The sequence below is a fragment of the uncultured Nostoc sp. genome, from assembly GCF_964247315.1.
Classification (GTDB): domain Bacteria; phylum Cyanobacteriota; class Cyanobacteriia; order Cyanobacteriales; family Nostocaceae; genus Nostoc.
In genome coordinates this window covers 46,417-70,045 of sequence record NZ_CAXTTT010000018.1, presented here as the reverse complement: position 1 = coordinate 70,045, position 23,629 = coordinate 46,417, and the positions used below count along the sequence as shown (strand labels likewise).

Below are 23,629 nucleotides of genomic sequence, written 5' to 3'. Positions count from 1 at the left end.
CTGCACCCCGCCCCTGTGCCTCTTTTCAATACCCCATGCCCCTTTATTAAACAGTTGCGATCGCAGCCCCAAGCCATCCAGCAAAGTTTTGCTGCTGTTTGGAGTTAGGATGCTCAACAGGCTTTACCTGATATTTAGTTGGATGTGGTGATGCCAGGGTGATGGAATAAGTACGCAGTTCGTCTTGGTGGAAAACTGCGACTTGGATGGTATCGTTTGGTTGGTAATCTTTCAGGCGATCGCTTAAGCCACCCGCTGTTACCTTAATCCGATCAATTGCTAACAACTCATCACCTGCATCAATTCCCTCTACTTGTGCAGGTGAACCAGTCTCCACAAACTTAACCATCTCCCGCCCATTCTCTGTATTTGTTCTCACGCCCAGGTAAGGTTCTTCTTGCTGTTCGGCTACCAACTGTAAGCCAAAGGGTTCTAAATACTGATTGAAAGGCAAATCATCAGTACTATCAATGTAGTGTTTAAAGAAATCAGTCAAATCGATTCCGGCAACAGATTCGATAACTTCTTGCAACTGTTCTGGGGTATAACCAATTTCAGCTTGCCCAAATTGCTGCCACATTTTCAGCATCACGTCATCGAGGGAGCGCTGATTGTTGTGAGTAGAGCGAATCAGCAAATCCAGCAGCAACGATACCATTTCTCCTTTTAAATAATAGGAAATTTGGGAATTACCGCTATTGGCATCTGGGCGATAGAGTTTTATCCAGGCATCAAAACTCGACTCGGAAACGGGTTGTACCTTGCGCCCTGGTGTCATTTCATATCTGGTAATTTCCTTACCCAAGTTATTCAAATACGACTTAACATCAAAAATTCCTGCCCGCAAAGGAATTAACAAGTCATAGTAACTAGTAGTGCCCTCACAAAACCACAATGATGGTGTGTAGTTTTCTTGGTCGTAATCAAAAACCTCTAATGCTTTTGGGCGAATTCGCTTGACATTCCACAAGTGAAAGAACTCGTGTGCAACTAATTGAAGAAAGCGATGGTACTTATCCTGAGCGCGAAACCCAAAACGTTGGTAAATTAAGGAGCAAGAGTCTTTATGCTCCAAACCGCCAAAAGCTTGGCTAAATAAATGTAGCAGAAACACATATCGTTCATAAGGCAAACCGCCGAACATCTGCGCTTCTACTTGAATAATTTTTTGGATATCAGCAATCATCTGCTGAACTTGGTAATTACCTTGCCCCCAGATTGCCAATTTATGAGGTTTTCCTAATACCTCAAATTTATACAATTGGTGGGAACCAATCTCAAAAGGGGTATCAACCAGAGTATCAAAATCGCTAGCCAAGAAAGTATTCGTTTCCTCAGCAACGGGTGTTAAGGCAGTAGTTACCTGCCATTCCGGCTGTGGTGGTACGATGGTGACGCGAATGGGTTGCTTATCCCAGCCAGATATTCTAAAAAATAGTGCCGCACCATTGAAATAACCGTGGGTAGCATCTAAGTGATTTGTCCGTACCGATAGCTCATTCGCAAAAATGCGGTAACGTACAGTTAATTCTGAAATACCTATTTTCTCTATCTGCCAATGATTTTTAGCGAGCTTTTGCCAATTTAAAGGCTTATTTTCTGCAAAAGCCTCAAAATCCTGTAAATTCTTCGCGTATTCCCGAACTAAATAGGAACCAGGTGTCCACACTGGCAGTTTTAAATCGAGAATCGGTGAGGAATAATCTACAAGGTGTAAAGTAATCTCAAACAGATGGGTTTCTGGTTGGGACATTGCCACCAAGTAATGAATTTTTGGCTCGGTTTCTTGGAGATAAGTGTTGGGGCGAGTTGCTGTTGCTTCAGTCATCTTGTGTACTGAGTCAATAATTAATGGGTAATTTTCCCCATCATGACAAATTTGCTTTTAACATCGCACACAAAACGTCTTTCGTTCATCATCATTCAAAATCTCTGGCGTTAAACTTACAAAGAAGCAAGCTACGCAGAGCGTCTTGTAGAGAATTGGATAAAAAAATCACACTTTGCCAGCCAAGTTCATCAACTGTTTGAAGTTCACAAGATAAGTGATGTTGTTGGCGCTATCAATTTTTATCCACCCTTTTTCATGTAGTTTTTCCATAATTTTGGTGGTTTCTTCAACGCCGATTTCTGTCACCTCTGCTAAATCTTTAAAGGGAATGTTAAAAATTTCTCTTCCTAAGTCTGACTCTTGACCATAGCTTTCACCCAAAGTCACTAGGGTATGGGCGAGTTTGACGGCTGGTGGTGAAGAGCGCATTTGTAAGCGCAGGTTAATTTGTCGCAATCGCCGCACCATCAGTTGCAACATTCGGTGATGTAACTGTGGGTCTTTAAACAATATTTGAATAAACCGCTCTCTGGAGATACTAAGCAACTTCACGGGTGAAAGGGCAATGACATCAGTTGAGCGTGGAGACTCATCCAAAATTGCCATTTCTCCAAAAAAATCGCCACGCCCAAAAATTGCCAGAGCTACTGAATCTTCCCCGACGGTACGCCGGACTTTGACCCAACCAGAAACCACGAAGTAAACGGCGTTACCCCAGGCATCTTCCATCACAACGGCTCGCCCAGATGGATATTCATGTTCAATTGCAACCTTGAGTAGCCATTCCAATGTCTGTGGATTGGCTGTACTCATTAAGGGGAAAAGTTCACTAAAAACCTCAGTTAGCATGAAATATTTGCAACAATAGGATTTAAGAGCGGGAAACTAACTTTGCTACTATTAAGTTTGTTTAAACCGTAATCTTACTCAGAATACGATCGCAAAATTTGTATTTATTTAGAGATAAATCTCTAAGCTTTATTAGTCTAGGATTCCATTACAACATAACAATTATGTATGCGAACGAAATCAGCGTTTTCACTTACTGACGGATGATTTACTCTTTGTTTGTCGATTGCTATCTAGTGCCAGTATTTTGATCTGTTGGTCTAAATTTTTCACTAATTGATTCAGTGCAACTAAAGCCTCTAATTGCTGAGAATCAAGGCTAGGATTCAGTAAAAGTCGTTCTTGTAGTTCATGTAACTTGATGCTTAGTTGCTGAGAAATTCCTAAAGCATCGCGGCCTAGACGTGTTAACTGTTGTTGTTGATAGAATTTTAATGCTGCTCCCCGCAATACTTGGAGTGTTGCCTCTTCGCCGTAGATTCCCGGCATGACTCGCAAGCGTAATAATAATCGATTTTTTTGATATACGTATTCCTTTTCTACCTGTTTTGGTTCTGCAACCGTGATTATAGGCAGGGAAGCAAACCGCTTTAATTCATTCAGTACTCCTTGGAAAACTGAGAGCGGCAGTTTTTCTAAGACAGACTGCAAAACTCCATTGTCACTCCACAGTATTCTGCCTTCATAAGCTTGTCTTTCTAAGTACAGACGACCAATTCCCCCAGCCAAGATTCGCCCTAGTAATTCTTCTAATAATTTCTTTGGTGGTAGTAGTTTTAGCAACTCAATCTGACTCAGTAGTTCGCAAGCTTGTGTGGGAAAAATAGGTAAATTGTTTGATGATGTGGCTTCAGAATTCTCTTCCTGTTGAGTTCTGGAAATAGGGGTCAAGAACGTTGTAGTTTGAAATGATTGGTCTAGCTCTGGGATCGGAGGCAAGTCTATCTGCTGTCCAGAATTTTGATGTTTTTGTGTCTGAAATACCATCAATATTGGTTGTTGATTTGATTCCGAGTCGGCATCTAGGGAAGGACTAGGTGTGTCAGCAATTGTAGCTGGGCTATTGGTTGGGAGAAAGTCCACTGTTGCCTGATGCAATTTAGCATCTAGCTGGGATGTATTCTTATGGTTAAGGTAGGCTGAAAGTATTCTGCGGTGGGCATCGGCTGCGATCGCCTCAATCACCATTGTGCAATTGATATAAGACAAAATGCGACCAACATAATCTAGGGCTTCGCTGTCTTCTGGATAAACCATACCTAGCAAGAGGTTTTTGTCTTTTAATCCAAAGGGCAAAATCTGGTGGTAGAGGCAAGCTTCAAAGGACAAAAGATTATCAATCAGGTAGAATATTTGTTCGCGATCGCCTCCTTCTTCCCACCTAGTTTGAGGGGCAGTTAGCATTTGCTGTCCATTTGCTGCGGTATCATTTAGTTCGCCCTTTGAAGACAACATAGATTTGATTTGTTGGTGTTTACTTATATTTTGCCTCTAATTCAATAAGTAGTTAATAAAGATACTTTGTTATATTATATAAATTTCAATTATATATACTTAAGTAATTGTAAGTAGAAGATGAATTTTAGATTATAGGCTAGGGATAATACTGAGGATTGCGAAAAAGAGTGCTGTACATGGATAGCGGGGCGTTGAGCTAGTGCTGAGTTTTGTTTATCTCCTTGTCTCTCATTTTTCTGCCTTCTCTGCTCCCCACTCCCCCATGCTCCATTTTCCACTACAGGCTACTCTTGAGTTCTTAAAGCTTGGGCTGCAAGATAGACTTTCGTCCATTCGCCTAACACTTGATGGGTTTTGAGTTTTAACTGCTGGGCTATGGCTTCTATTGAATTACCCGCTCTCCGCAAATCTAGAATTTGTCGTCCTAGAGGAGTCAATTTTTCATCAAGTTGCTGCCATTGGTTTTGGGTTAATCCCAAGTTATGTTCTTGCAAGGAAATTGAGAGCCAGTTGTCTACGAGCTCTGGATTACCTTTGAGAGCAAAAACACGTACAGCATGGTAACTAATTTTTTCTCGCAGACGGTAGACTTCTTTAGTTGGCTTATTTAGTCTTTTGGAAATCTCTTCCTGGGACTTACCTTGCAGATACAGCCGTAGCCATTCCACTGCTTCTATACCGAGATTTTCTTGTAAATAATTTTCAAATTCTTTTTGTACTGATTGGCGCAGCCCCTGTTGTTCCTCTAGTTGTTGTGCCTCTTGATATTCTGCGATCGCCTGACTATCGACTAAGTTAACTCGATTGTCACTGTCCTCTGTAAGAACTTCTTCTGACACTAGTCTAACCAAGTCACGGCCCGGTACTTGGGTTAAACCACCGCGCTGAGTACGACGCAAATAATTCACAAACCGGTAAGCTAATAGGGGTTGATTCCGTACTGGGCGCAGACAATATTCTTCTACACTGGCAAATAGCAGAGCATCCCCCAATCGTCTATCGGTTGTATATTTGGCAATATCAACCATTTGTTGTTGCATCTGACTGTCGCTTTGGAGTAACTCTTGGAGTACTTCTTGTAATACATCCATTACACTACGCTGGCGATCGCGACTGAGGGAAACCCAAGTCTGAATCTTATTCCGTAATGTTACTAAACTCCCCAATCGGGTTATCAAGTTGCGATATGCACGTTCTCGCCCCAGTCCCAAGTAGCGTTGACGTAAAATTCTCCAGCGATATTCCATCGCTTGCTTGGCGATATCGAGTTCTTTAGGATTAAACAGATCGAACCGTTTTGAGTCAGATCCCAACAGCCAGAGAATAATGCTTTGCCTCGCGGCTTCATTTTGGTCTGGACATTCCACAGCCAAGCGCTTTTGCCAATCTAGAGCCAGTTTTTCCACATCCATTGTCATAGTGAGATTGCATTCCTCGAAACTCAATTTTGAAGTTTGCATCACAACCCCCATTCGCCCCACCTAATTGTTTAACTGGCAGCTGCCCCAGATTTCATGAGTTTCATGAAAATAGCTCAGTGATTCTACTTTTATTACGTGTGAATTCACTAAAATTATGCAGAAATTTCTATATTGATGTTTTGCTTTAAATCCAAAATTACTAAAAGCCATGTATATCATGCATTTGGAGCAATTCTATTAATTGAAGCATTTTGTAAAGTTATGTTTTGTAGTTGAGAACAGAAATCTGCTTAAATTGGTGAGGATACACCTTGCACGAAATGGATCGGGTAAATCTAACATTTTGTAACAGCATAGAGGAACGAATCTAATTTAACTCAATGTTAGACGTTATTCCACCCGTATAAATTTCAACTCTCTACAACTCCTTACGTAGTAGAATACTTAGTTAAATCTAAATATCCTTGGTATTAATGAGATTTTGCCCTAGAAAATTCCCCAACCCCTGTGATGAATTGACTTAATTCCCTGTTTTTTAAAGATGATCGCGCTTTCGCTAAATCGTATTAAGTCACATTTTCTGATATTTGTTGGTTTTATTAAGTGTATCTACGGTAATTAGCGGTTTTAGAGGTTGTTTATTTGGTAAGTAGTTGTATAAAATCTTAGAGAAATACTATTGCTATAGCGTGGAATTAGTCTCAGTATCCTATGTGGGGATGTCTACGACGGGCTACGCCTACGCTATTCTGGATAGTAGGGATTGATAGGCGAATTGATTTTTTTTAAACCAGCTTCAGTCACAACTACACCTTTAATATTGCTAAGTTTTTCTTAAAGCTTTTATATTCCTAAAAATGAATAGTCAACAGTCAATATTGGTTTTGACTATTGACTTTGACTGTTGCTTTGCTTCTGCTTCAAAATTCAACTTATGCAAAATCTAAAAACAGAAAGAATGTAATTCTCTAAAGTTCTGATAATCAGAAGCCTGACAAGAAACTTCTCTTTAAATTCATTTATGGGAATTTTTTGTTTTGAATTCCCCCGCAGGAGGTTAAATCTATCGATTGTTCGATCTAACAATGGGATTTTCTACAGATTCTCGATAACCTTGGACTTGTTCTGTGTAGGCAATTGGTAGAACAGCTTCAACGTTTTCATGGGGACGAGGAATAATCACCCAGGATTCTAGGGTACCGCCATAAACATTTTCTGCGGCTTCAATACCGGCAGCCATAGCGGCTTTTACTTCAGAAACATCGCCACGAATATTAACTGTAAAACGAGCGCTACCTACTCTGATATAACCAACAAGGGTAACTCGACCAGCTTTTACCATCGCATCTGCTGCTGCTAGCACCGCAGGAAAACCTTTCGTTTCAAGTGCTCCAATTGCCTGTAATGACATTATTAATCTCCTGTATGAATAAACTGGGGGCTACAAGTTAATTGTACGAAGCTTCGCTACAGATAATGAATAGCAAAATTGCTTAGAAGATGCGGAAAGGTTCTGATTCCTCAGTAAAATGGATTGGTAATATGGTTTCGATATTTTCTGGGGGATTGGGAACGATGTAGTAGGTAATTACTGTACCAACTTTTACTTCCTCTCCAGCTGCGATTCCGGCTTCAACAGCTCTATTTACTTCAGAAACGTGTCCCCGGACGGCGACTAACAAGCGAGCGCTTTCCGCTTGACCATAATACACAATTGTGACTTCGGCAGCTTTGACCATTGCATCTGCTGCTGCTAAGACACTCGGAAAACCTAAAGTTTCAATTACGCCAACCGCCATTGGCATGGCATTAGCTCCTAGATTAAGGGATAAGCGATTTTAATTGTACGTGGCTTTAGTCCCAATTTTGACATTTTGGAAAACTTTCTTTGATGCCATATTTTTTGGGGAGGTAGAGAGGCGATTAATCGCGTCTTTTGGGAGTTAGAATATTTTGATAACTCACTGGTTTATGTTTTATATATTACAAATAATACCTCAGCATCTTAGATTGTGTAACTTTATTGTTTAACAAAATCAGTTATGGGTGGAAGCAAGCTAGTACGATAAACTGAAATTTATGTTTCCGAATTTTCTTCCTACAGCAGTTGGGCAACTCACAGAATCTACTTCGATCGCACTAGCTCGGAGTATTCAAACAACTGCGATCGCTACTCCTTTAACTAATCAACCAATTACCACAACATTTGTCAAGCAAGGGTGTGGTGGAACTCCGATTTTATTAATTCATGGCTTTGACAGTTCTGTATTAGAATTTCGGCGGCTTTTGCCATTACTTTCTGAAGATAATGAAACGTGGGCAGTGGATTTGCTGGGTTTTGGATTTACAGATAGACTTTCAGGAATTGCCTATAGCCCAACTGCGATTAAAACCCATCTTTATTATTTCTGGAAAAGCCTAATTAACCAACCTGTAATTTTGGTGGGCGCTTCGATGGGGGGTGCGACAGCGATTGATTTTACGCTGACTTATCCAGAAGTGGTAGAAAAGCTGGTGTTAATTGATAGTGCGGGGTTAGCAGGTGGTTCGCCATTGAGCAAATTCATGTTTCCCCCATTAGATTATTTAGCAGCTCAGTTTTTGAGTAATATGAAGGTGCGCGATCGCGTTTCTCGCATTGGATATAAAAATCAAACTCTTGCCTCTATCGATGCGTTATTTTGTGGGGCATTACACTTACAAATGCCGAGTTGGCATCAAGCTCTAATTTCTTTCACTAAAAGTGGTGGTTACAGTGCTTTTAGACTTGAGACAATATCACAAATTATGCAACAAACGCTAATTTTATGGGGCGATTCCGATAAAATTTTGGGTATTAGGGATGCCATAAGATTTAATAGAGCAATTCCACACAGTACCCTCGTCTGGATTCAATATTGTGGTCATCTCCCACACCTAGAACAACCACAAATTACCGCACAGCATATTTTAGACTTTCGATAATTGTAGTTCAAACCTAAGAAATCTTATGCATCTCTTGCACCTTATTGGATGTATTTGGGGAGAACGTCTTAAAAAAATACGAGGGTATACTGTGGCGGAAGTTTGCCTACCTTTGACAAGGGGCAAAATCCCCTTGTCTGGTTAATCGTGGCTAGCTGGATTTGTGCCAAGCTGTACTAGTCAAGTAACCACATCTCATTAGAACTCTCAGGATACTCATTTGGTTGATTTTGTGGTTGATTCTGAGCTAGTGGTTGCGATGACCGATGTGATTTTTTGTAGTTAAGTGGATTGTAGTGGTCTTTTACTGGTTTTATAGCACTAGTTTCTTTTACAACACTACCAGCATACTCATCTGGTTGATTTTGAGCTACTCTTTCTGATGAAAGATGTGATTTTTTGTAGTTATATGGATTGTAGTGTTCTTTTACTGGTTTTATAGCACTAGTTTCTTTTACAGCGACAGCAAGTTTAGAATTATCTTCTGCTATTTGTTTTAAAGCATTAATTTCTTCTATCAGATGGGAATTCGCTTCTGCTAGTTGCAGTGCTGTTTTTTTGGTTTCATCAAGTTCTTTTGTTAGCTGTTCTAGTAATGATTTTTGTTCGGATACAAATGTTTTTTGTTTAGATAATTTTGATTGCAAATCAGCAATCTCTTGTTCAAGAGATGCTTCTTTTTCGTGGCTTGTTTCTAGATTACTTGTCAATTCTTTGACAGTTACTTCTAAATCAGCTTTAGTGGGACTTGTACGCTTAGTAGAAGTTGGCTCAAGTGTTTGTGCTGACGATTCCTCATCAGATGCAGCCTGTTCTTCGGCAATTTTTTCTGCTGTAACTTCGATCGCAGATTCACCTTCTGGGGGTGTAAATTTTTGTGCCTCTTCTTGTAGTAAGTCAGAGAGACTTTGTTTCCTAGCCATTATTATTTTCTCCAATCACGCTGTAATTCATCAGCTGCACGGCGGTAGTCTAATTCCGCCTCCCGTGCATTTCCTCCTCGCCATTGAGTAATCGCTACACCTTCGAGTGCTGCTCGTTCATGAGCTTTATAGGCACGGATGAAGGTATTACAAGTAGGAATACCTAAGCGAGTCAGAGTGTTTTTCGCTTCTTGTGCTTCCCCCAGACTGCGCGTATCGACTTTGGTGAGCAATACCCGATGGGGGGTTCCCACTGGGATGACGGCTTCCTTGACTGTTTCCACGAGGATTGCTAAATCCATTGCGGCTGGGGGTGTAGGCAAAACTAGATAATCTGCGATCGCAACTACCGCCACTAATGCTTCAGAGCGTAGCGCGGGAGGTGTATCTACCACTACTAAATCGTAACCTGTTATCTTTGCTAAATCACCTAAAAGTGTAGGATCTGTTTCTTGAGATAAATCAAATCCCATTCCCTGCTGACTCCGCCCAAACCACCAACTGGCAGAACCTTGAATATCTGCATCAATCAGCAGCACCTTTTTTTTCTTCGCAAAGTTTGCAGCCAGATTGACTGCGGTAGTCGTTTTACCGACTCCTCCTTTACCGTTGAGAATAGCGATGATTTTTGGCACTGCTTGCTTCCGATGCTGCCTTTTGAGTGCTGAGTTCTGAGTGCTGAGTGCTGAGTTAGGAGTAGAAACGCGATTAATCGCGTCTGTACAAGAGTTTTTATTATTCTCTTTGTCTTCTTTTTCAGTCCCCAGTTTCCAGTTCCTAGTCCCCAATGATGAATATACCGCTTTCTGTAACCCTAAGTAACATGAAAAGTCGTAACAATAAAATTCAGAAGCCATCAACTCCACAAAATTCTATGACAACAACTTACAATCTGCCCGATGGGCCTCAAATGCCGCGCTGGCTGCGGATGATTAAGTTTATTAGTCAGCCACTGAAATATGTGGATGATTTTGCCCAAACTTACGGTGACACTTTCACGATCAGGAGTAATAGTTCTAATAACCATCTTGTGTATTTTAGTCAACCCCAAGCGCTTGAGCAGATTTTTACTGCTGATTCTAGGCATTTTGAGGTTGGCAGGGGGAACATAGGACTAAAATTTTTACTTGGCGATCGCTCCTTTATGTTAGCGGATGGCGATCGCCACCAGCGCCAACGGCAATTATTAGCTCCTCCCTTTCATGGCGAAAGAATGCGGGCTTACGGCGAGGAAATTCGGGAAATAACCCGACAAGTGAGTAATGAATGGCAAACTGGCAAGCCTTTTAATATCCGTAAGTCGATGCAAGAAATCACCTTGCGTGTTATTTTACGGGTCGTATTTGGTTTAAATGATGGACAGCTTTTTGAAGAACTGAGGCGATCGCTAAGTGATTTACTAGATTTCATCACTTCGTCCGTAATGTCCAGCGCCTTCTTCTTCCAATTCATGCAAAAAGATTTCGGTGCATGGAGTCCGTGGGGCTGGATTCTGCAACAACGGCAAAAAATTGATCGACTGATTTATGCTTTACTTCGAGAACGTCGGGCTGAACTCGATCAAAATCGCCAAGATATCCTGAGTTTGATGATGGCGGCTCGTTATGAAGATGGTCAAGGGATGTCAGATGAAGAATTACACGACGAGTTAATGACGCTGCTAGTTGCGGGACATGAAACTACCGCTTCGGCATTAACATGGGCTTTTTACTGGATTGACCATTTACCAGAGGTGCGTGAGAAGTTGCAAAAGGAACTCAACACCATTGGAATTAACCCCGATTTGAGTAGTGTAGCTAAATTGCCCTATTTAACAGCAGTTTGCCAAGAAACATTGCGAATTTACCCAATCGTCATGACTGCTTTTGTGCGGATAGTGAAGACGCCAATTACAATTATGGGCTACGAATTGCGAGAAGGAATGGTAATAGTCCCCAGTATTTATTTAGCGCATCATCGAGAAGAAGTTTATCCACAATCCAAGCAGTTCAAACCAGAACGCTTTTTAGGAAAACAATATTCACCTTATGAATATTTACCCTTTGGTGGCGGTAATCGTCGCTGTATTGGAATGGCATTTGCCCAGTATGAAATGAAAATTGTCTTGGCAACTGTTTTGTCAGAACTTCAAGTTTCGCTAGTGAATAAACGTCCCGTGCGTCCTGTGCGCCGTGGGTTAACTTTAGCTGCACCAGCCGGAATGCGGATGGTTGCAACACCTCAAGTAAAGCGTGCAAATACATCAGCGTTAGTTTAGGCAACTAGGGTGGGCATTTTAATCCCCACCCTACTATGAGGTAATAACTATGACAAAACTCGAATTACAAAATCATCAAGTTTGGCGAGATTTAAGTGAAATATTAGAAACTTTAGATGCTAATGCTCTTGTGAAAAAACATTTAGAACTATCTGATTATAAAATATGCGGCTACTGGGATGAACAAGATAAATATTATGAAACAATTACTTTGCCTCGTACCCTAGAATCTGAATTAATTAGTAGCTCTATTGGCGTTACATACAAAAAACGTTTTTTACAACTAAAGTTTTTCCTTATAGCTTCTGCTGTTGATGGCACTAAAAAGCTAGGTGAGTTGGTTCTTATTTACAATGAAAATTTAGAGTTTATTGATGAAAATTGGCTTTTAGATATCGATTCTCCAACGCTTGAGATACAATTCTGAGGTCTAGCAAAATTTATAGATTCTCATCGCGTCTAGACTTGACAGCAAGCCAACTAATGTAGCAAGATGCATTTAAGTCCCTTTCGTCCCACATCTCGAAGTGGGTAGGAGGCAATGCATGATTGGCAGTATTTCTTTAACCACGATCGCAGCAATTTAAATCAAGGCACTTACCGCATCTTTGAGCCGGAGTGGAAAGCAGAGATTATCCACTGGTTCAGCCAAAAGGATGTAGATAAGCAGCAGAAAGAAGATTTTATCCAAGCTTTAATAGATTTTGATGACGGTTGCGGCGATTTTTATCGGTATCGCGCCTATTTCTTGGCCGCTGACGCTTTATCCCAGTTCCCAGAATGTAGTTTGGGTGATGCAATTGTAGAACAACTGCTCAAATGGAGTTATGCCTATTTTCGGCAAGATAAAAGCAATTGGCAGATACTACCAAAACCATTGGTGAAGACAGCAAGAAAAACGCTGGAATTAACCGATAGAAAACGGGTAATTGCTGCTTTTGTGCATTTGGTTCATACTACTGAAACTCGTTCGATTCTCCGAGTTGCAGCCGAAAAGTTAGGAAAACTCGATCCGGGTAATAAAAGTGCGATCGCAGCTTTATTACTCCTAATGAAGCAAGATAAATATGACTATTGGTGGTTTGGAATTGGTAGTTTAGGGAAAATTGGCTATGGCAATGAAACTGCGATCGCTGCTTTAATCCAATTTATTAAGATGAAGCCTGATGAAATTACAAATGAGTGGTTGACTCTAGAAGACATATATCAGGGTGCGATTACAGCTTTAGGAAAAATAGCTTATGGCAATGAAATTGCGATCGCTACCCTAATTGATTTCATCCAAAAATACAAAGATGACGTGGTTTCTTCATGTGCGGCTGCGGCTTTGTGGGGCATTGATCCAGGTAATGCAATAGTGTTAAATACTTTAGTCCAGATTCTCGAAACTACCGAGAATACATATTTGCTCGATATGTCTGTTAGATATTTGATGGTAATTGATCCAGGTAACAAAGCTGCAATTACTATTTTAACTGAGAGAATTAAAATCACTGAGAATGAATTTTTCCGTTGTAAGGCTGCTTTATGTCTAGGAAAATTCGATTCAGGTAATAGAGTAGCAATCACCACTTTATCCAAAATACTTGAAACGGCTGAGGAAGAAGGTGTGTATTTTCATGCAGCAGATATACTAGCACCAACTAATGACTATCAGCAGCAAATAATTAAAGCCATGTGGAAAATGGTTAATTTAAAAGATGAACGTACATCTCTATATGCGCTCTTTATCTTGCTGGAAATAGATTCTAATAATCAACAGGCGTTTGATACTCTAATTCGGCTATTGAACACTACAAAGCATGAATCAATTTTGACAAGTGCTGCTTATAGCTTACAACAATTTAACCTAAGTAGAAAATTAGAAGCAGAGAAGCTAAATGAACTAATCGCCGTCTTTATCAGATTCATTCAAACCCATCATTATCTTGAAGTTGAGGAAGATGAAAATGAAGATTTATTTCCTTTGGAGTGGCTATCCTATGAATCCTGTCTTTTAGATATAGCTGATGATTTGATAAGCATCATCCAAAGCGAACATTTACCACAAGTAGTCATAAGCATAAAAGATTATCTGAGTGAACAGTTCTACAAAAACAGTTCATATCGCTATGAAGCCGTGTTTAACATTATCTGGCATTGTGCCGAAAATCTGACTTACCCAGATTTCTACAAAGCAATGAACTAAACAATAAGCGCAGAGTTATTTCTCTTCTTCCGCGTTTCTCTGCGCTTCCCTCCGGGTTCCTTTGCGTTAACAAACAGAAAATTGATACTCATCGCGGGATTATAGCCTAGCATAAAAGATATTTCCTAAAGCTGTAATGCATCTAGAAGATACACTTTAAATTAGACAACAAGTAATCAGTTTTAAAGTTTTACAATTTTAAGTATCTCGTCACGTGCTTCTTCAGGCGATTTCCCTTTTGTATAAACAACGAACTTTGCTAAATCATAATTTGAATGATGCTTAACAAAATATTCGTTCAAATCAAACCCATTACTAACAATTCCACCATTACGTTCGTTAAGTATTTGGATAGATTCTTTTAAATCTGGAGAAGGAAGAATCAACACAACATTTATATATAGCTCTAAAACTTGTTGCACCCGTTTGAAAAGTTCCTCATCTTCATAAACAGAATGGCCTGCACCAAAATCAATAACACAATTGTTATATTCCGAAAGTACTCTTTCAACTGCGTAGGCTTCAAAGGGTTTCCAATAACGATAAATACCTTGAAATCCTTCTTTTTCTCTTATTTGCTTTGCCAACTGCTCATCATAATTTATTTCCTTATAATAATCCAATCGTACATCGTCCATAGAACACTGTGGAATCCCTAACTTCTGAGTAAGGAGTCTTCCAAGGGTGCTTTTACCTGTACTAATTGGCCCAATAAGAATAATATCTGAAATTTTACGACTCATTTTAAAAAGCCTGAAGATTAGAAACAACTCTGCTCAAATAAATAAGGCTTAGTTAGTTATAACTTCAACTCTTCACTCATCCGTTGTTCCAGCACATCCAATAACCCATCCACATCCTTCCCAGCTTGCTCAAAACAAATCGGTGGTGCTGGTTCCGGTGCAAACTGAATTAACTTAATTTCCCCCTTCCCAATCCCAATCATCACAACTTCCACTTCCGGCTTGTGATTCTCAACAATTCCCAAAATTTCCTGAAGCCGATTCTCAACCTTAATATTTAAATTCTCTATCTGCTCTTTCGGACAATAAACAAAATGCGGCGCTGGTTGCAAATCAATACCAACAGTACCTTGACTGTCACCATTTGCTAACCACAATCCCCAAAACAGCGCTGCCAACTCTTGCTGATTTGCTTTGACAAACTTATCCAGCTGGCGACGCCACTTGTTATCACCTGATTCTGGTTGACTATTACCAAAAAACATAAATAATTCGTAATTCGTAATTAAGACAGAAAGAAGGGGCGAAAGTTATCTTAAGCCTGATTGTACACGCCAGAGACTAGAATAAATACCGTCTTTCTCTAGCAATTGCTGATGGGTTCCCGACTCTACTAATTTCCCATATTCCATGACATAAATGCAATCGGCATTGCGGATGGTGGAAAGACGATGAGCGATCGCAATTGTAGTTCTATCTACTGTAATCCGTTCTAGCGATCGCTGGATTGCTGCTTCTGTTTCATTATCCACCGCCGAGGTCGCTTCGTCTAAAATCAGAATCGGGGGATTCTTTAAGACTGCACGGGCGATCGCAATCCGTTGTCTTTGTCCACCAGATAACTTTTGTCCTCTTTCCCCCACAATTGTCTCATAACCTTCGGGCAATTCAATAATAAATTCGTGCGCCTCGGCTATCTTCGCCGCCGTGATGATTTCTTGCTCTGTAGTCTCAAAGCTACCATAAGCAATATTCTCCGCTACAGTGCCATGAAATAGAAAGACATCTTGACTCACCAAACCGATACAGCGGCGTAAATCTTGTAAATTCAAACTTTCTAAATCAATGCCATCGAGAGTAATGCTTCCAGCTTGCACCTCATACAACCGCAACAAGAGTTTAACTAAAGTACTTTTACCAGAACCAGTTGAACCGACAATCGCAATGGTTTTTCCCGCCGGAATATCCAAAGACAGATTTTTAATTACTGGAAATCTATCTTTATAGGCAAAATAAACATTTTTAAATTGCACTTCACCGCGCACTTCATTCACAGGTAATGCCACATCACCTGTATGAATGGCAATAGGAGTATCCAATAAATTCATGACTCGATTAGTGGAAGCCATTGCCCTTTGATATTGGTCAAATGTTTCGCCTAATCTAGTTAAAGGCCATAGCAATCGCTGAATTAAAAATACTAATACGCTGTAAGTACCTACAGACATTGCTCCAGAAACTGCGGCCATCCCGCCATATAAAAGTAATGCAGTGAAACCCACCAAGATTAGCATCCGAATTAGCGGCACAAAAGCAGCAGAAAGAGTAATTGCCTTCCTATTACTGCGGCGATAAGCGTCACTATCTAATTCCAAACGAGAGGCTTCATAAGTTTCGGCAGTGAAACTTTTAATAGTAGTAATTCCGCTAATATTATTTGATAACCGCGAATTGAGAAAACCTACCTTTTCGCGGACATCAGCGTAGCGAGGCGCAAGTAGTCGTTGGTAGGCAAAAGAACCCCAGAGGATAAATGGCATCGGTGACAAAGCCATCCACGCTACACTAGGAGCCAAAATAAAGAAAGCAGCGCCAATAATTAGAACAGTTGCGGAAACTTGGATGATATCATTTGCTCCACCATCCAAAAACCGCTCTAATTGGTTAATATCATCACTGAGGATAGACATTAAACCGCCAGTGCTGCGTTCTTCAAAATAAGCCAATTCCAACTCTTGCAAATGTTTGTATGCATCCAAACGCAAGTCATGCTGAATATTCTGAGCCAAATTCCGCCAAAGTCGAGCGTAGGCGTACTCAAAAACCGATTCTAGTATCCAAATGATCACAGTGAGGAAAGAAATAATCAAAAATTGTCCAAAGACATCCCGTACCCCTAACTGTGCAATTATGGAATCCTGTTGCTTGACTACCACATCCACTGCTACGCCAATTAAGCCGGGTGGTGCTAGGTCGAAAAATTTATTGAGGATAGAATAAGTAGTCGCCAGCCAAATTTGTTTGCGATACTGGTGTCCGTACTCAAGCAAACGCTGGAGAGGATACGTTGAATGTTTACGCCTTCTTGATGCCCGATGAGATTTTAATACAGTAGCCACGGCTTTTTGCGGTTTCGTGTGACTGATATTACCACGGAACAAAGTCTTGAGTCCTAAGTCCTGAGTCTGAAGATTCATTTAGACAGAACTAATGAGAACTATATTCGATGTACCAAAATTCAAAGGCGAATAGCCGATCGGGAACGAGAACATCTTGCTAAAAGAAAGAAAAGTTGTTAGGAAAGCCTTAAATAATACTCAAAGAAGAAATAAAAGCAAAAATGTGAGAAAAAACCCACCTCCTAAGAATCGATATGATAGAAAAGTAAACAAAATTTAAAAATTATTTATCGAATGGTAGATCAATTATCTGGCTTGTCCAAGGTCAAAAATTCAATAACACAAAAACTCTTCTTGGGTAATGAACCAAATGCGGAGTTAATTGCAATTCTCACCGTTTACTTTGTCCAAGGAATTTTAGGGTTATCGCGTCTAGCCGTTAGCTTTTTTCTCAAAGATGAACTACTCCTGAGTCCAGTCCAGGTATCGGCGCTATTGGGAATTGTCTTCCTACCTTGGATGATCAAGCCGGTATTTGGTTTTATCTCTGATGGCTTGCCTATATTTGGCTATCGTCGCCGTCCTTACTTGATTTTATCCGGGATATTGGGAACTGCTTCTTGGATAAGTCTGGCCACAATAGTTCATACTAGCTGGGCAGCTACATTAGCGATCGCTCTAGGTTCTCTCTCCGTCGCCATGAGTGATGTCATCGTTGACTCGCTGGTTGTGGAACGAGCCAGGGGCGAATCGCAAGCAAAAGCCGGTTCACTACAATCTCTGTGCTGGGGTGCTTCGGCGATCGGAGGTTTAATAACAGCCTACTTTAGCGGTCTGCTGCTCCAATACTTTACTACCCGTACCGTCTTTGGGATTACCGCTTTATTTCCTCTGATCGTTTCAGGGGTGGCTTGGTTAATTGCTGAGTCCCCTGTTAGCAAAGATGCTCAAGATAGTAATCAGACCAACTCTTTACCAATCAAACATCAGCTGGGGCAGCTACGCCAAGCCATAAGCCAAAAAACAATTTGGCTACCAACGGCGTTTATCTTCATCTGGCAAGCTACCCCAAATGCTGACTCAGCCTTTTTCTACTTCACTACCAACGAACTCCACTTTGAACCAGAATTTTTGGGGCGGGTGCATTTGGTAACAAGTTTCGCTTCTTTAGCAGGTGTTTGGATTTTTCAACGTTTCCTTAAAAGCATTCCTTTTCGCGTGATTTTTGCTTGGAGTACTGTCCTTTCGTCAATTTTGGGGATGACGATGCTGTTGTTGGTGACTCACACAAACAGGCTATTGGGTATAGATGACCACTGGTTTAGTTTGGGTGATAGCCTGATTCTGACTGTGATGGGGAAAATTGCCTTTATGCAAGTGATGGTGCTAGCAGCAAGGCTTTGTCCTTCTGGTGTAGAAGCAACATTATTTGCCTTATTAATGTCAGTGTTTAATTCAGCAGGAAGCGTTTCTCATGCATTCGGGGCATTAATCACTTATTGGCTGGGGATCACTGCAACCAACTTTGAGTCACTTTGGATCTTGGTGGTAATTACTAACCTCAGTACGCTGTTACCCCTACCATTTATCAACTGGCTACCTGCTGCTGAGGAGCAAACTGAGACACTCAAAAATGAGGAACAATCATTTTCGCCTGATTTGATGTCTGAGTTGGTACTGAGAGAACCAAAGTCAGAAATATTAGAATAGTACACCTCTTGCACGAATGCAAAACTAGCCCTCATCCCCCAACCCCTTCTCCCAAAATTGGGAGAAGGGGAGACAATTTCAAAGTCCCTCTCCCAAGCTTGGGAGAGGGATTTAGGGTGAGGGCTTTTGATTCATGCAAGAAGTCTAGTGTAATACAGCAGTTTTCAAGTAAATGAGGTACAAAGTGCAGGACTCATGCATCAGACAGAAAAAGTTTCACTTCTTTACTCCTGCCCCCTGCCCGATCCCCTATTTGGATGAAACCATTTTTTCGCTGGCAATAATATGCAAATCGATGTTTTTGAGTAAGCGTACCAATTTTTGCGTCAAAGATCCTTTGAGGAGCATTTGCCAGCGCGATCGCTGACTTTCACCAATTACAATTTGGGTAATCCGATATTTCTCGGCGACTTGGGCGATCGCATTAGCTATATTACTGTTGGTAACACGAATAAAACTACCTTCAAATTCCTTACAAAGTTTCTCACAAGTGTGGATATGTAAGCTTTCCTCTTTGGTGAGGAAGCGTTCTGGATCGGCTACGAACAAAGTATAAAGCGGCGCGTTCATATAGTTAGCTAGTCTCGCACCTCGACGTAACAATTGCACTGAGTTGGGATAAGTGGAAACACACACCAAAACCCGCTCGTGAATATTACAAAATTGTCCGTTGGGAGTAGAGGCGATCGCATTTTCTTCCACGTTGTCTGCCACTTCCCGCAAAGCCAACTCCCGCAAAGCAATCAGGTTACGGCGTTGGAAAAAATTATCGAGGGATTGTTGGATTTTTGGCTGTGCGTAAATCTTCCCTTCTAATAACCGTTCTTGCAGTGTTTCCGGTGTGACATCAACTACCACTATTTCATCTGCTTCATCCATAATCCTGTCAGGAACCCGTTCGCGGACTACTACACCTGTAATTCTGGCTACTAGGTCGTTGAGACTTTCTAGATGTTGCACATTCATTGTGGAGTAGACATCAATACCTGCTGCCAAAACTACTTCTACATCTTCGTAGCGCTTTTCGCGTGGAGAACCAGGGACATTGGTATGGGCAAGTTCATCGATTAAGACTAATTGGGGCGATCGCTTTAAAATAGCATCTGTATCCATATCCGTCAGCGTCAACTCACCGCGAGGATATTGCTTACGGGGTATAATTTCGAGTCCCTCTGCCTTTTCAGCTGTCTCTTTGCGTGCGTGGGTTTCCAAAAGTCCAACAACGATATCAATTCCTTCCTGTTTGAATGCGTGTCCCTCTTCCAGCATCCGGTAGGTTTTGCCTACTCCAGGAGCCATACCAATAAAGATTTTATGCTTACCCCGCCGTCGTCCGGGATAAAGCGAGTAACTTGCAGAATTTAAAGGCGCATTCCCAGCCGAACCAATATTAGTATTATCTGACATTTATAGCACTCCTATTGCATGGGAAAACCATCATTGCCAATGCCCCATGACGCCACTTGCTCCACTTGGGGAGACCCCAAGACCGCAGTGGCTCCCCCATGCCCATTTACTGATTTTGCTGACGATTAAAATCTTGCAAATCAAGAGCATAATTCAATCGGAGAACATTGACTCCCGGTTCGCCAAAAATCCATAAAAATCTGCCATCAGTATACTTATTAATTAAACGTAGGATCTCCTCTTCTTTTACTCCCCGCGCACCAGCAACCCGCGTCAATTGCTGCCGTGCTGCTTTAAAGGAAATATGCGGATCTAAACCAGAACCAGAGGTATAAATTATATCAGCTATCGGTTGAAGATTTTCCTCTCGTAATTTATCTGCCTCTTCTAAAATCCGCTTCTGTAGTTCTGGATTGCTTGCCGCGAGATTACTAGCTCCAGATATGCCAGTTGGCTTGGCTTTTTTTCCTTGGCTATATCTAACAGTACTAGGACGAGAATGGAAATATCGCTCAGATGTGAACACCTGACCAATCAAAGCCGAACCAATTGGTTCATTACTTAAATTCCGCATGATGCTGCCATTAGCTTGATAGGGCAAAAAAACTTGACCCACTACAAGAATTACCAACGGATAGATGATTGCAGTCAACAACCAAAGCATTAAAGTTATAAAAATTGCTCTGATGGTTTCTCGAATAATAGCCATAAAAAATTTTCCAATTGCGCCTAGAATTTAATTTTTAATTTTAATTTTTAATTCTTTTGCCCACCTAGCAGGAAATTACAAGATGCTTTAGCAACAGCATAAACAACTAGGGCAGTTACCACATTCAAGCACAGCGGGATAAAAATAGCGAGTGATAGATGTTGTTTATGCCATTGCGACTAAACAAAGGATATCGCCAAAGCAGTACTGAGTAAAAACGATGTTTATTCATATTCTTCTTGTTCCACCTCTCAACAGGTAAAAGTAAAAATGTTTATTATTTTACTTTGGTTAAGATGCGCTTGTTTCCCCATCTTCTCTACTTTTGCTGTCCTTAGAGGATGTTTGAAAAGTCGCAAAATATACTACTAGCACTGGCAAATATAATTTGTGACTATACAGACAAAACCAACTTCTGTGGGTTTGAAAACTTGATTTTCTCTTAGTCCACGGAGGTGGACTAAGCTTTGTCTAATAGCGAATTATATTCGCCTAATACTTTTCAAACATCCACTTAAGCCAAGCCCACAGATGTAATCAGTACATCGATCAACTTAATGGCAATAAACGGTGCAATTACCCCACCTAAGCCGTAAATTAAGATATTACGTTGGAGTAACTGATTAGCTCTCAGCGGTCTAAACCGGACACCCTTTAATGCTAAGGGAATCAAAGCGGGAATAATCAAAGCATTATAAATCAGTGCTGAGAGTACAGCAGATTTAGGGCTAGTCAAATTCATAATATTCATGCTTTGCAGGTTAGCAGCGACAAATATCACTGGGATAATTGCAAAGTATTTAGCAATATCATTAGCGATGGAAAATGTCGTCAATGCTCCGCGAGTAATCAACAATTGTTTACCAATACTAATGAGATCGAGCAGCTTTGTAGGATCGGAGTCCAAATCGACCATGTTGGCAGCTTCTTTTGCCGCTTGCGTTCCTGTATTCATCGCCACGCCGACGTTAGCTTGGGCTAATGCTGGTGCATCGTTAGTTCCATCTCCCGTCATCGCCACCAGTTTACCTGCGGCTTGTTCCTGTTTAATGATGCTGATTTTGTCTTCTGGTGTAGCTTCGGCAATGAAGTCATCAACTCCAGCTTCTTTGGCAATGACAGAAGCGGTAATTCGGTTGTCTCCAGTTAGCATGATGGTACGCACTCCCATCCGTCGCAGTTGCTCAAAGCGATCGCGAATACCAGGTTTAACTATATCTTTGAGATAAATAATCCCATAGATTTCGTTATCTAGGCTGACTGCTAGGGGTGTACCTCCCAAGCGAGAAACTCGTTCGTAGGTAGCATCCAATTCTGGTGTATCGTATCCGTTGCGGGAACGGACAAATCCTTTAATAGCTTCTACAGCTCCCTTTCTGGCTTCATACCCACCAGGTAAATTCGTGCCACTCATCCGGGTTTTGGCGGAAAAACTAATTCCTTCTGCCTGACTGGAGTCAAAATCAAACCGCGCGCCCAATTTTTCTGCCAATCGGACAATAGATTTACCTTCTGGTGTATTGTCAAAGACACTAGCTGCCCAGGCAACATTAACGATTTCTGACATTGAATGACCGTTGAGAGGAATAAACTCTTCCGCCAGACGGTTGCCGAGGGTAATTGTACCTGTCTTGTCAAGAAGTAAAGTGTTGACATCACCACAGGCTTCCACTGCTCGTCCTGATGTGGCAATAACGTTAAATTGGGCAACTCTATCCATACCAGCAATACCGATGGTACTTAGTAAGCCGCCAATGGTGGTAGGAATTAACGCTACTAATAGGGCAATTAAAATTGGGACGCTGACTGGACTGTTGATATAGTAAGCAAGTGCAGGCAAGGTTACTACGACTAACAAAAACACTAAGCTGAGAACTGCCAACAATACGGTGAGGGCAATTTCATTGGGTGTTTTGCTGCGTTCTGCCCCTTCTACTAAGGCAATCATTCGGTCAATAAAGCCTTTGCCTGGGTCAGTCGTGATCCGAATAATTAGTTCATCTGAGATAATCCGCGTCCCACCAGTGACGGAACTAGCAACGTCGGAGCCTGATTCTTTTAACACTGGTGCAGATTCCCCAGTAATTGCTGATTCATCCACTGAGGCAACACCCATGATTACTTCGCCATCGGCGGGGATGATATCGCCAGCAACGACGTAGATGGTATCGCCCTGTTTGAGGCTGATGGATGAAACTTCACTAATTGTGCCATCGGCAGCAAGTTTTTTCGCGATCGCCTCTAACTTTGTTAACCGCAAAGCATCGGCTTGGGCTTTACCCCGTCCTTCTGCCACTGCTTCGGCAAAATTGGCAAACCAAACTGTAAAGAATAAAATCCCCGATAACAAGGCGTTGAAAAGTTGTGGGTTCTTTTGAAGGGCTGGGCCAAATAGGTTGGGATCAATCGTTAGCAATAGGATGATGATTGTCCCTACCCAAACTACAAAGATTACTGGATTTTTGATTGCATACTTAGGGTTGAGTTTGACAAAAGCATCTCTAATTGCCCTTAAGTACAGCCACTTATTATTTGCCCTGGTCTTTTTACGTTTTTGGCGGCGATCGCCACTACGAAAACTTGGGCGTCTAGCTTTGAAGTTAGTTGCCACTTGATTCATGAATAAAGTTTAGGGATGAGAAGTTAGGAGTTAGGAGTTATAGGAACTTCTAATAAAAAAATATCCAACCTGTAGGATGCGTTACTAACGCATCCTACGAAACCGGATAATTTATAAGATAAGGCAGGAGCCAGGAGGAAAGAAGTACAAATGAAAACTTTAATTCTAAGTAATTACCCAGTTAACAAATCAGATACTGGTACGAGACGC

The 23,629-nt window shown here is 41.2% G+C and carries 18 protein-coding genes and 1 pseudogene; 5 read left to right on the top strand and 14 right to left on the bottom strand.

The genetic code is table 11. The features are described 5' to 3' along the window. Positions 1–46 precede the first annotated feature (46 nt). The 6 genes and pseudogenes from ACFE93_RS08045 to ACFE93_RS08020 form a co-directional block, all read right to left on the bottom strand. Positions 47–1,828 carry a M61 family metallopeptidase gene (locus ACFE93_RS08045; protein WP_375472815.1) on the bottom strand — a complete coding sequence of 594 codons (1,782 nt, stop codon included), beginning with the start codon at positions 1,826–1,828 and terminating at the stop codon, positions 47–49. 168 nt (positions 1,829–1,996) lie between these two features. Further along, the gene (locus ACFE93_RS08040; RefSeq protein ID WP_375472814.1) at positions 1,997–2,680 is read right to left on the bottom strand and encodes a Crp/Fnr family transcriptional regulator; all 684 of its coding nucleotides are present in this window, start codon (positions 2,678–2,680) and stop codon (positions 1,997–1,999) included. A 1,239-nt stretch (positions 2,681–3,919) separates the two neighbouring features. Beyond that, positions 3,920–4,084, bottom strand: a pseudogene (locus ACFE93_RS08035) (pilus assembly protein PilB); the annotation flags it as partial. Between the two features lie 338 nt (positions 4,085–4,422). Next, entirely contained in the window at positions 4,423–5,610 is a 1,188-nt protein-coding gene (locus ACFE93_RS08030) for a HetZ-related protein 2 (RefSeq protein WP_375472813.1), read from the bottom strand. A gap of 1,012 nt (positions 5,611–6,622) precedes the next feature. Continuing rightward, entirely contained in the window at positions 6,623–6,970 is a 348-nt protein-coding gene (locus tag ACFE93_RS08025; protein WP_104908943.1) for a carbon dioxide-concentrating mechanism protein CcmK, read from the bottom strand. Positions 6,971–7,052: 82 nt separating this feature from the next. Beyond that, positions 7,053–7,364, bottom strand: coding sequence for a BMC domain-containing protein (locus ACFE93_RS08020; protein ID WP_375472812.1), 312 nt, complete (start codon positions 7,362–7,364; stop codon positions 7,053–7,055). Positions 7,365–7,638: 274 nt separating this feature from the next. Here ACFE93_RS08020 and ACFE93_RS08015 point away from each other — a divergent pair, with 274 nt between their 5' ends. Next, a complete protein-coding gene (locus tag ACFE93_RS08015; RefSeq protein ID WP_375472811.1) occupies positions 7,639–8,523 on the top strand; it encodes an alpha/beta fold hydrolase in 885 nt (294 codons plus the stop codon). Between the two features lie 176 nt (positions 8,524–8,699). Here the strand turns inward: ACFE93_RS08015 and ACFE93_RS08010 are convergent, their stop codons facing one another. Together ACFE93_RS08010 and ACFE93_RS08005 are read right to left on the bottom strand one after the other, a co-directional pair. Further along, on the bottom strand, positions 8,700–9,446 hold the full coding sequence (locus ACFE93_RS08010; RefSeq protein ID WP_375472810.1) for a hypothetical protein: 747 nt from the start codon (positions 9,444–9,446) through the stop codon (positions 8,700–8,702). Between the two features lie 2 nt (positions 9,447–9,448). Next, a complete protein-coding gene (locus ACFE93_RS08005) occupies positions 9,449–10,081 on the bottom strand; it encodes a ParA family protein (protein WP_334912503.1) in 633 nt (210 codons plus the stop codon). A 239-nt stretch (positions 10,082–10,320) separates the two neighbouring features. Between ACFE93_RS08005 and ACFE93_RS08000 the strand changes: the two genes are divergently transcribed. From ACFE93_RS08000 to ACFE93_RS07990, 3 genes are all read left to right on the top strand, one after another. Continuing rightward, entirely contained in the window at positions 10,321–11,703 is a 1,383-nt protein-coding gene (locus tag ACFE93_RS08000; RefSeq protein WP_375472809.1) for a cytochrome P450, read from the top strand. A 49-nt stretch (positions 11,704–11,752) separates the two neighbouring features. Further along, a complete protein-coding gene (locus ACFE93_RS07995; RefSeq protein WP_375472808.1) occupies positions 11,753–12,130 on the top strand; it encodes a hypothetical protein in 378 nt (125 codons plus the stop codon). Between the two features lie 114 nt (positions 12,131–12,244). Then, positions 12,245–13,891 carry a HEAT repeat domain-containing protein gene (locus ACFE93_RS07990; protein WP_375472807.1) on the top strand — a complete coding sequence of 549 codons (1,647 nt, stop codon included), beginning with the start codon at positions 12,245–12,247 and terminating at the stop codon, positions 13,889–13,891. Between the two features lie 182 nt (positions 13,892–14,073). Here ACFE93_RS07990 and ACFE93_RS07985 read toward each other — a convergent pair whose 3' ends face one another. Genes ACFE93_RS07985 through ACFE93_RS07975 form a run of 3 tightly spaced genes read right to left on the bottom strand, consistent with a single transcriptional unit; the run spans position 14,074 to position 16,973 of the window. After that, positions 14,074–14,634 (bottom strand): shikimate kinase, encoded by a 561-nt coding sequence (locus ACFE93_RS07985; RefSeq protein ID WP_375472806.1) that lies wholly within the window; start codon positions 14,632–14,634, stop codon positions 14,074–14,076. A 56-nt stretch (positions 14,635–14,690) separates the two neighbouring features. Next, positions 14,691–15,119 (bottom strand): hypothetical protein, encoded by a 429-nt coding sequence (locus tag ACFE93_RS07980; RefSeq protein WP_375472805.1) that lies wholly within the window; start codon positions 15,117–15,119, stop codon positions 14,691–14,693. Between the two features lie 45 nt (positions 15,120–15,164). Beyond that, a complete protein-coding gene (locus ACFE93_RS07975) occupies positions 15,165–16,973 on the bottom strand; it encodes an ABC transporter ATP-binding protein (protein ID WP_375472817.1) in 1,809 nt (602 codons plus the stop codon). 294 nt (positions 16,974–17,267) lie between these two features. Between ACFE93_RS07975 and ACFE93_RS07970 the strand changes: the two genes are divergently transcribed. Then, positions 17,268–18,683, top strand: a complete 1,416-nt coding sequence (locus ACFE93_RS07970) for a folate/biopterin family MFS transporter (protein WP_375472804.1) — start codon at positions 17,268–17,270, stop codon at positions 18,681–18,683. A gap of 249 nt (positions 18,684–18,932) precedes the next feature. Here the strand turns inward: ACFE93_RS07970 and ACFE93_RS07965 are convergent, their stop codons facing one another. The 3 genes from ACFE93_RS07965 to kdpB all read right to left on the bottom strand — a co-directional run bounded on the left by ACFE93_RS07965 (position 18,933) and on the right by kdpB (position 23,419). Beyond that, positions 18,933–20,090 carry a universal stress protein gene (locus ACFE93_RS07965; RefSeq protein ID WP_375472803.1) on the bottom strand — a complete coding sequence of 386 codons (1,158 nt, stop codon included), beginning with the start codon at positions 20,088–20,090 and terminating at the stop codon, positions 18,933–18,935. A 106-nt stretch (positions 20,091–20,196) separates the two neighbouring features. Then, positions 20,197–20,799, bottom strand: a complete 603-nt coding sequence (gene kdpC, locus ACFE93_RS07960; protein WP_375472802.1) for a K(+)-transporting ATPase subunit C — start codon at positions 20,797–20,799, stop codon at positions 20,197–20,199. A gap of 514 nt (positions 20,800–21,313) precedes the next feature. Continuing rightward, positions 21,314–23,419, bottom strand: a complete 2,106-nt coding sequence (gene kdpB / locus ACFE93_RS07955) for a potassium-transporting ATPase subunit KdpB (RefSeq protein ID WP_375472801.1) — start codon at positions 23,417–23,419, stop codon at positions 21,314–21,316. Positions 23,420–23,629: the final 210 nt, after the last annotated feature.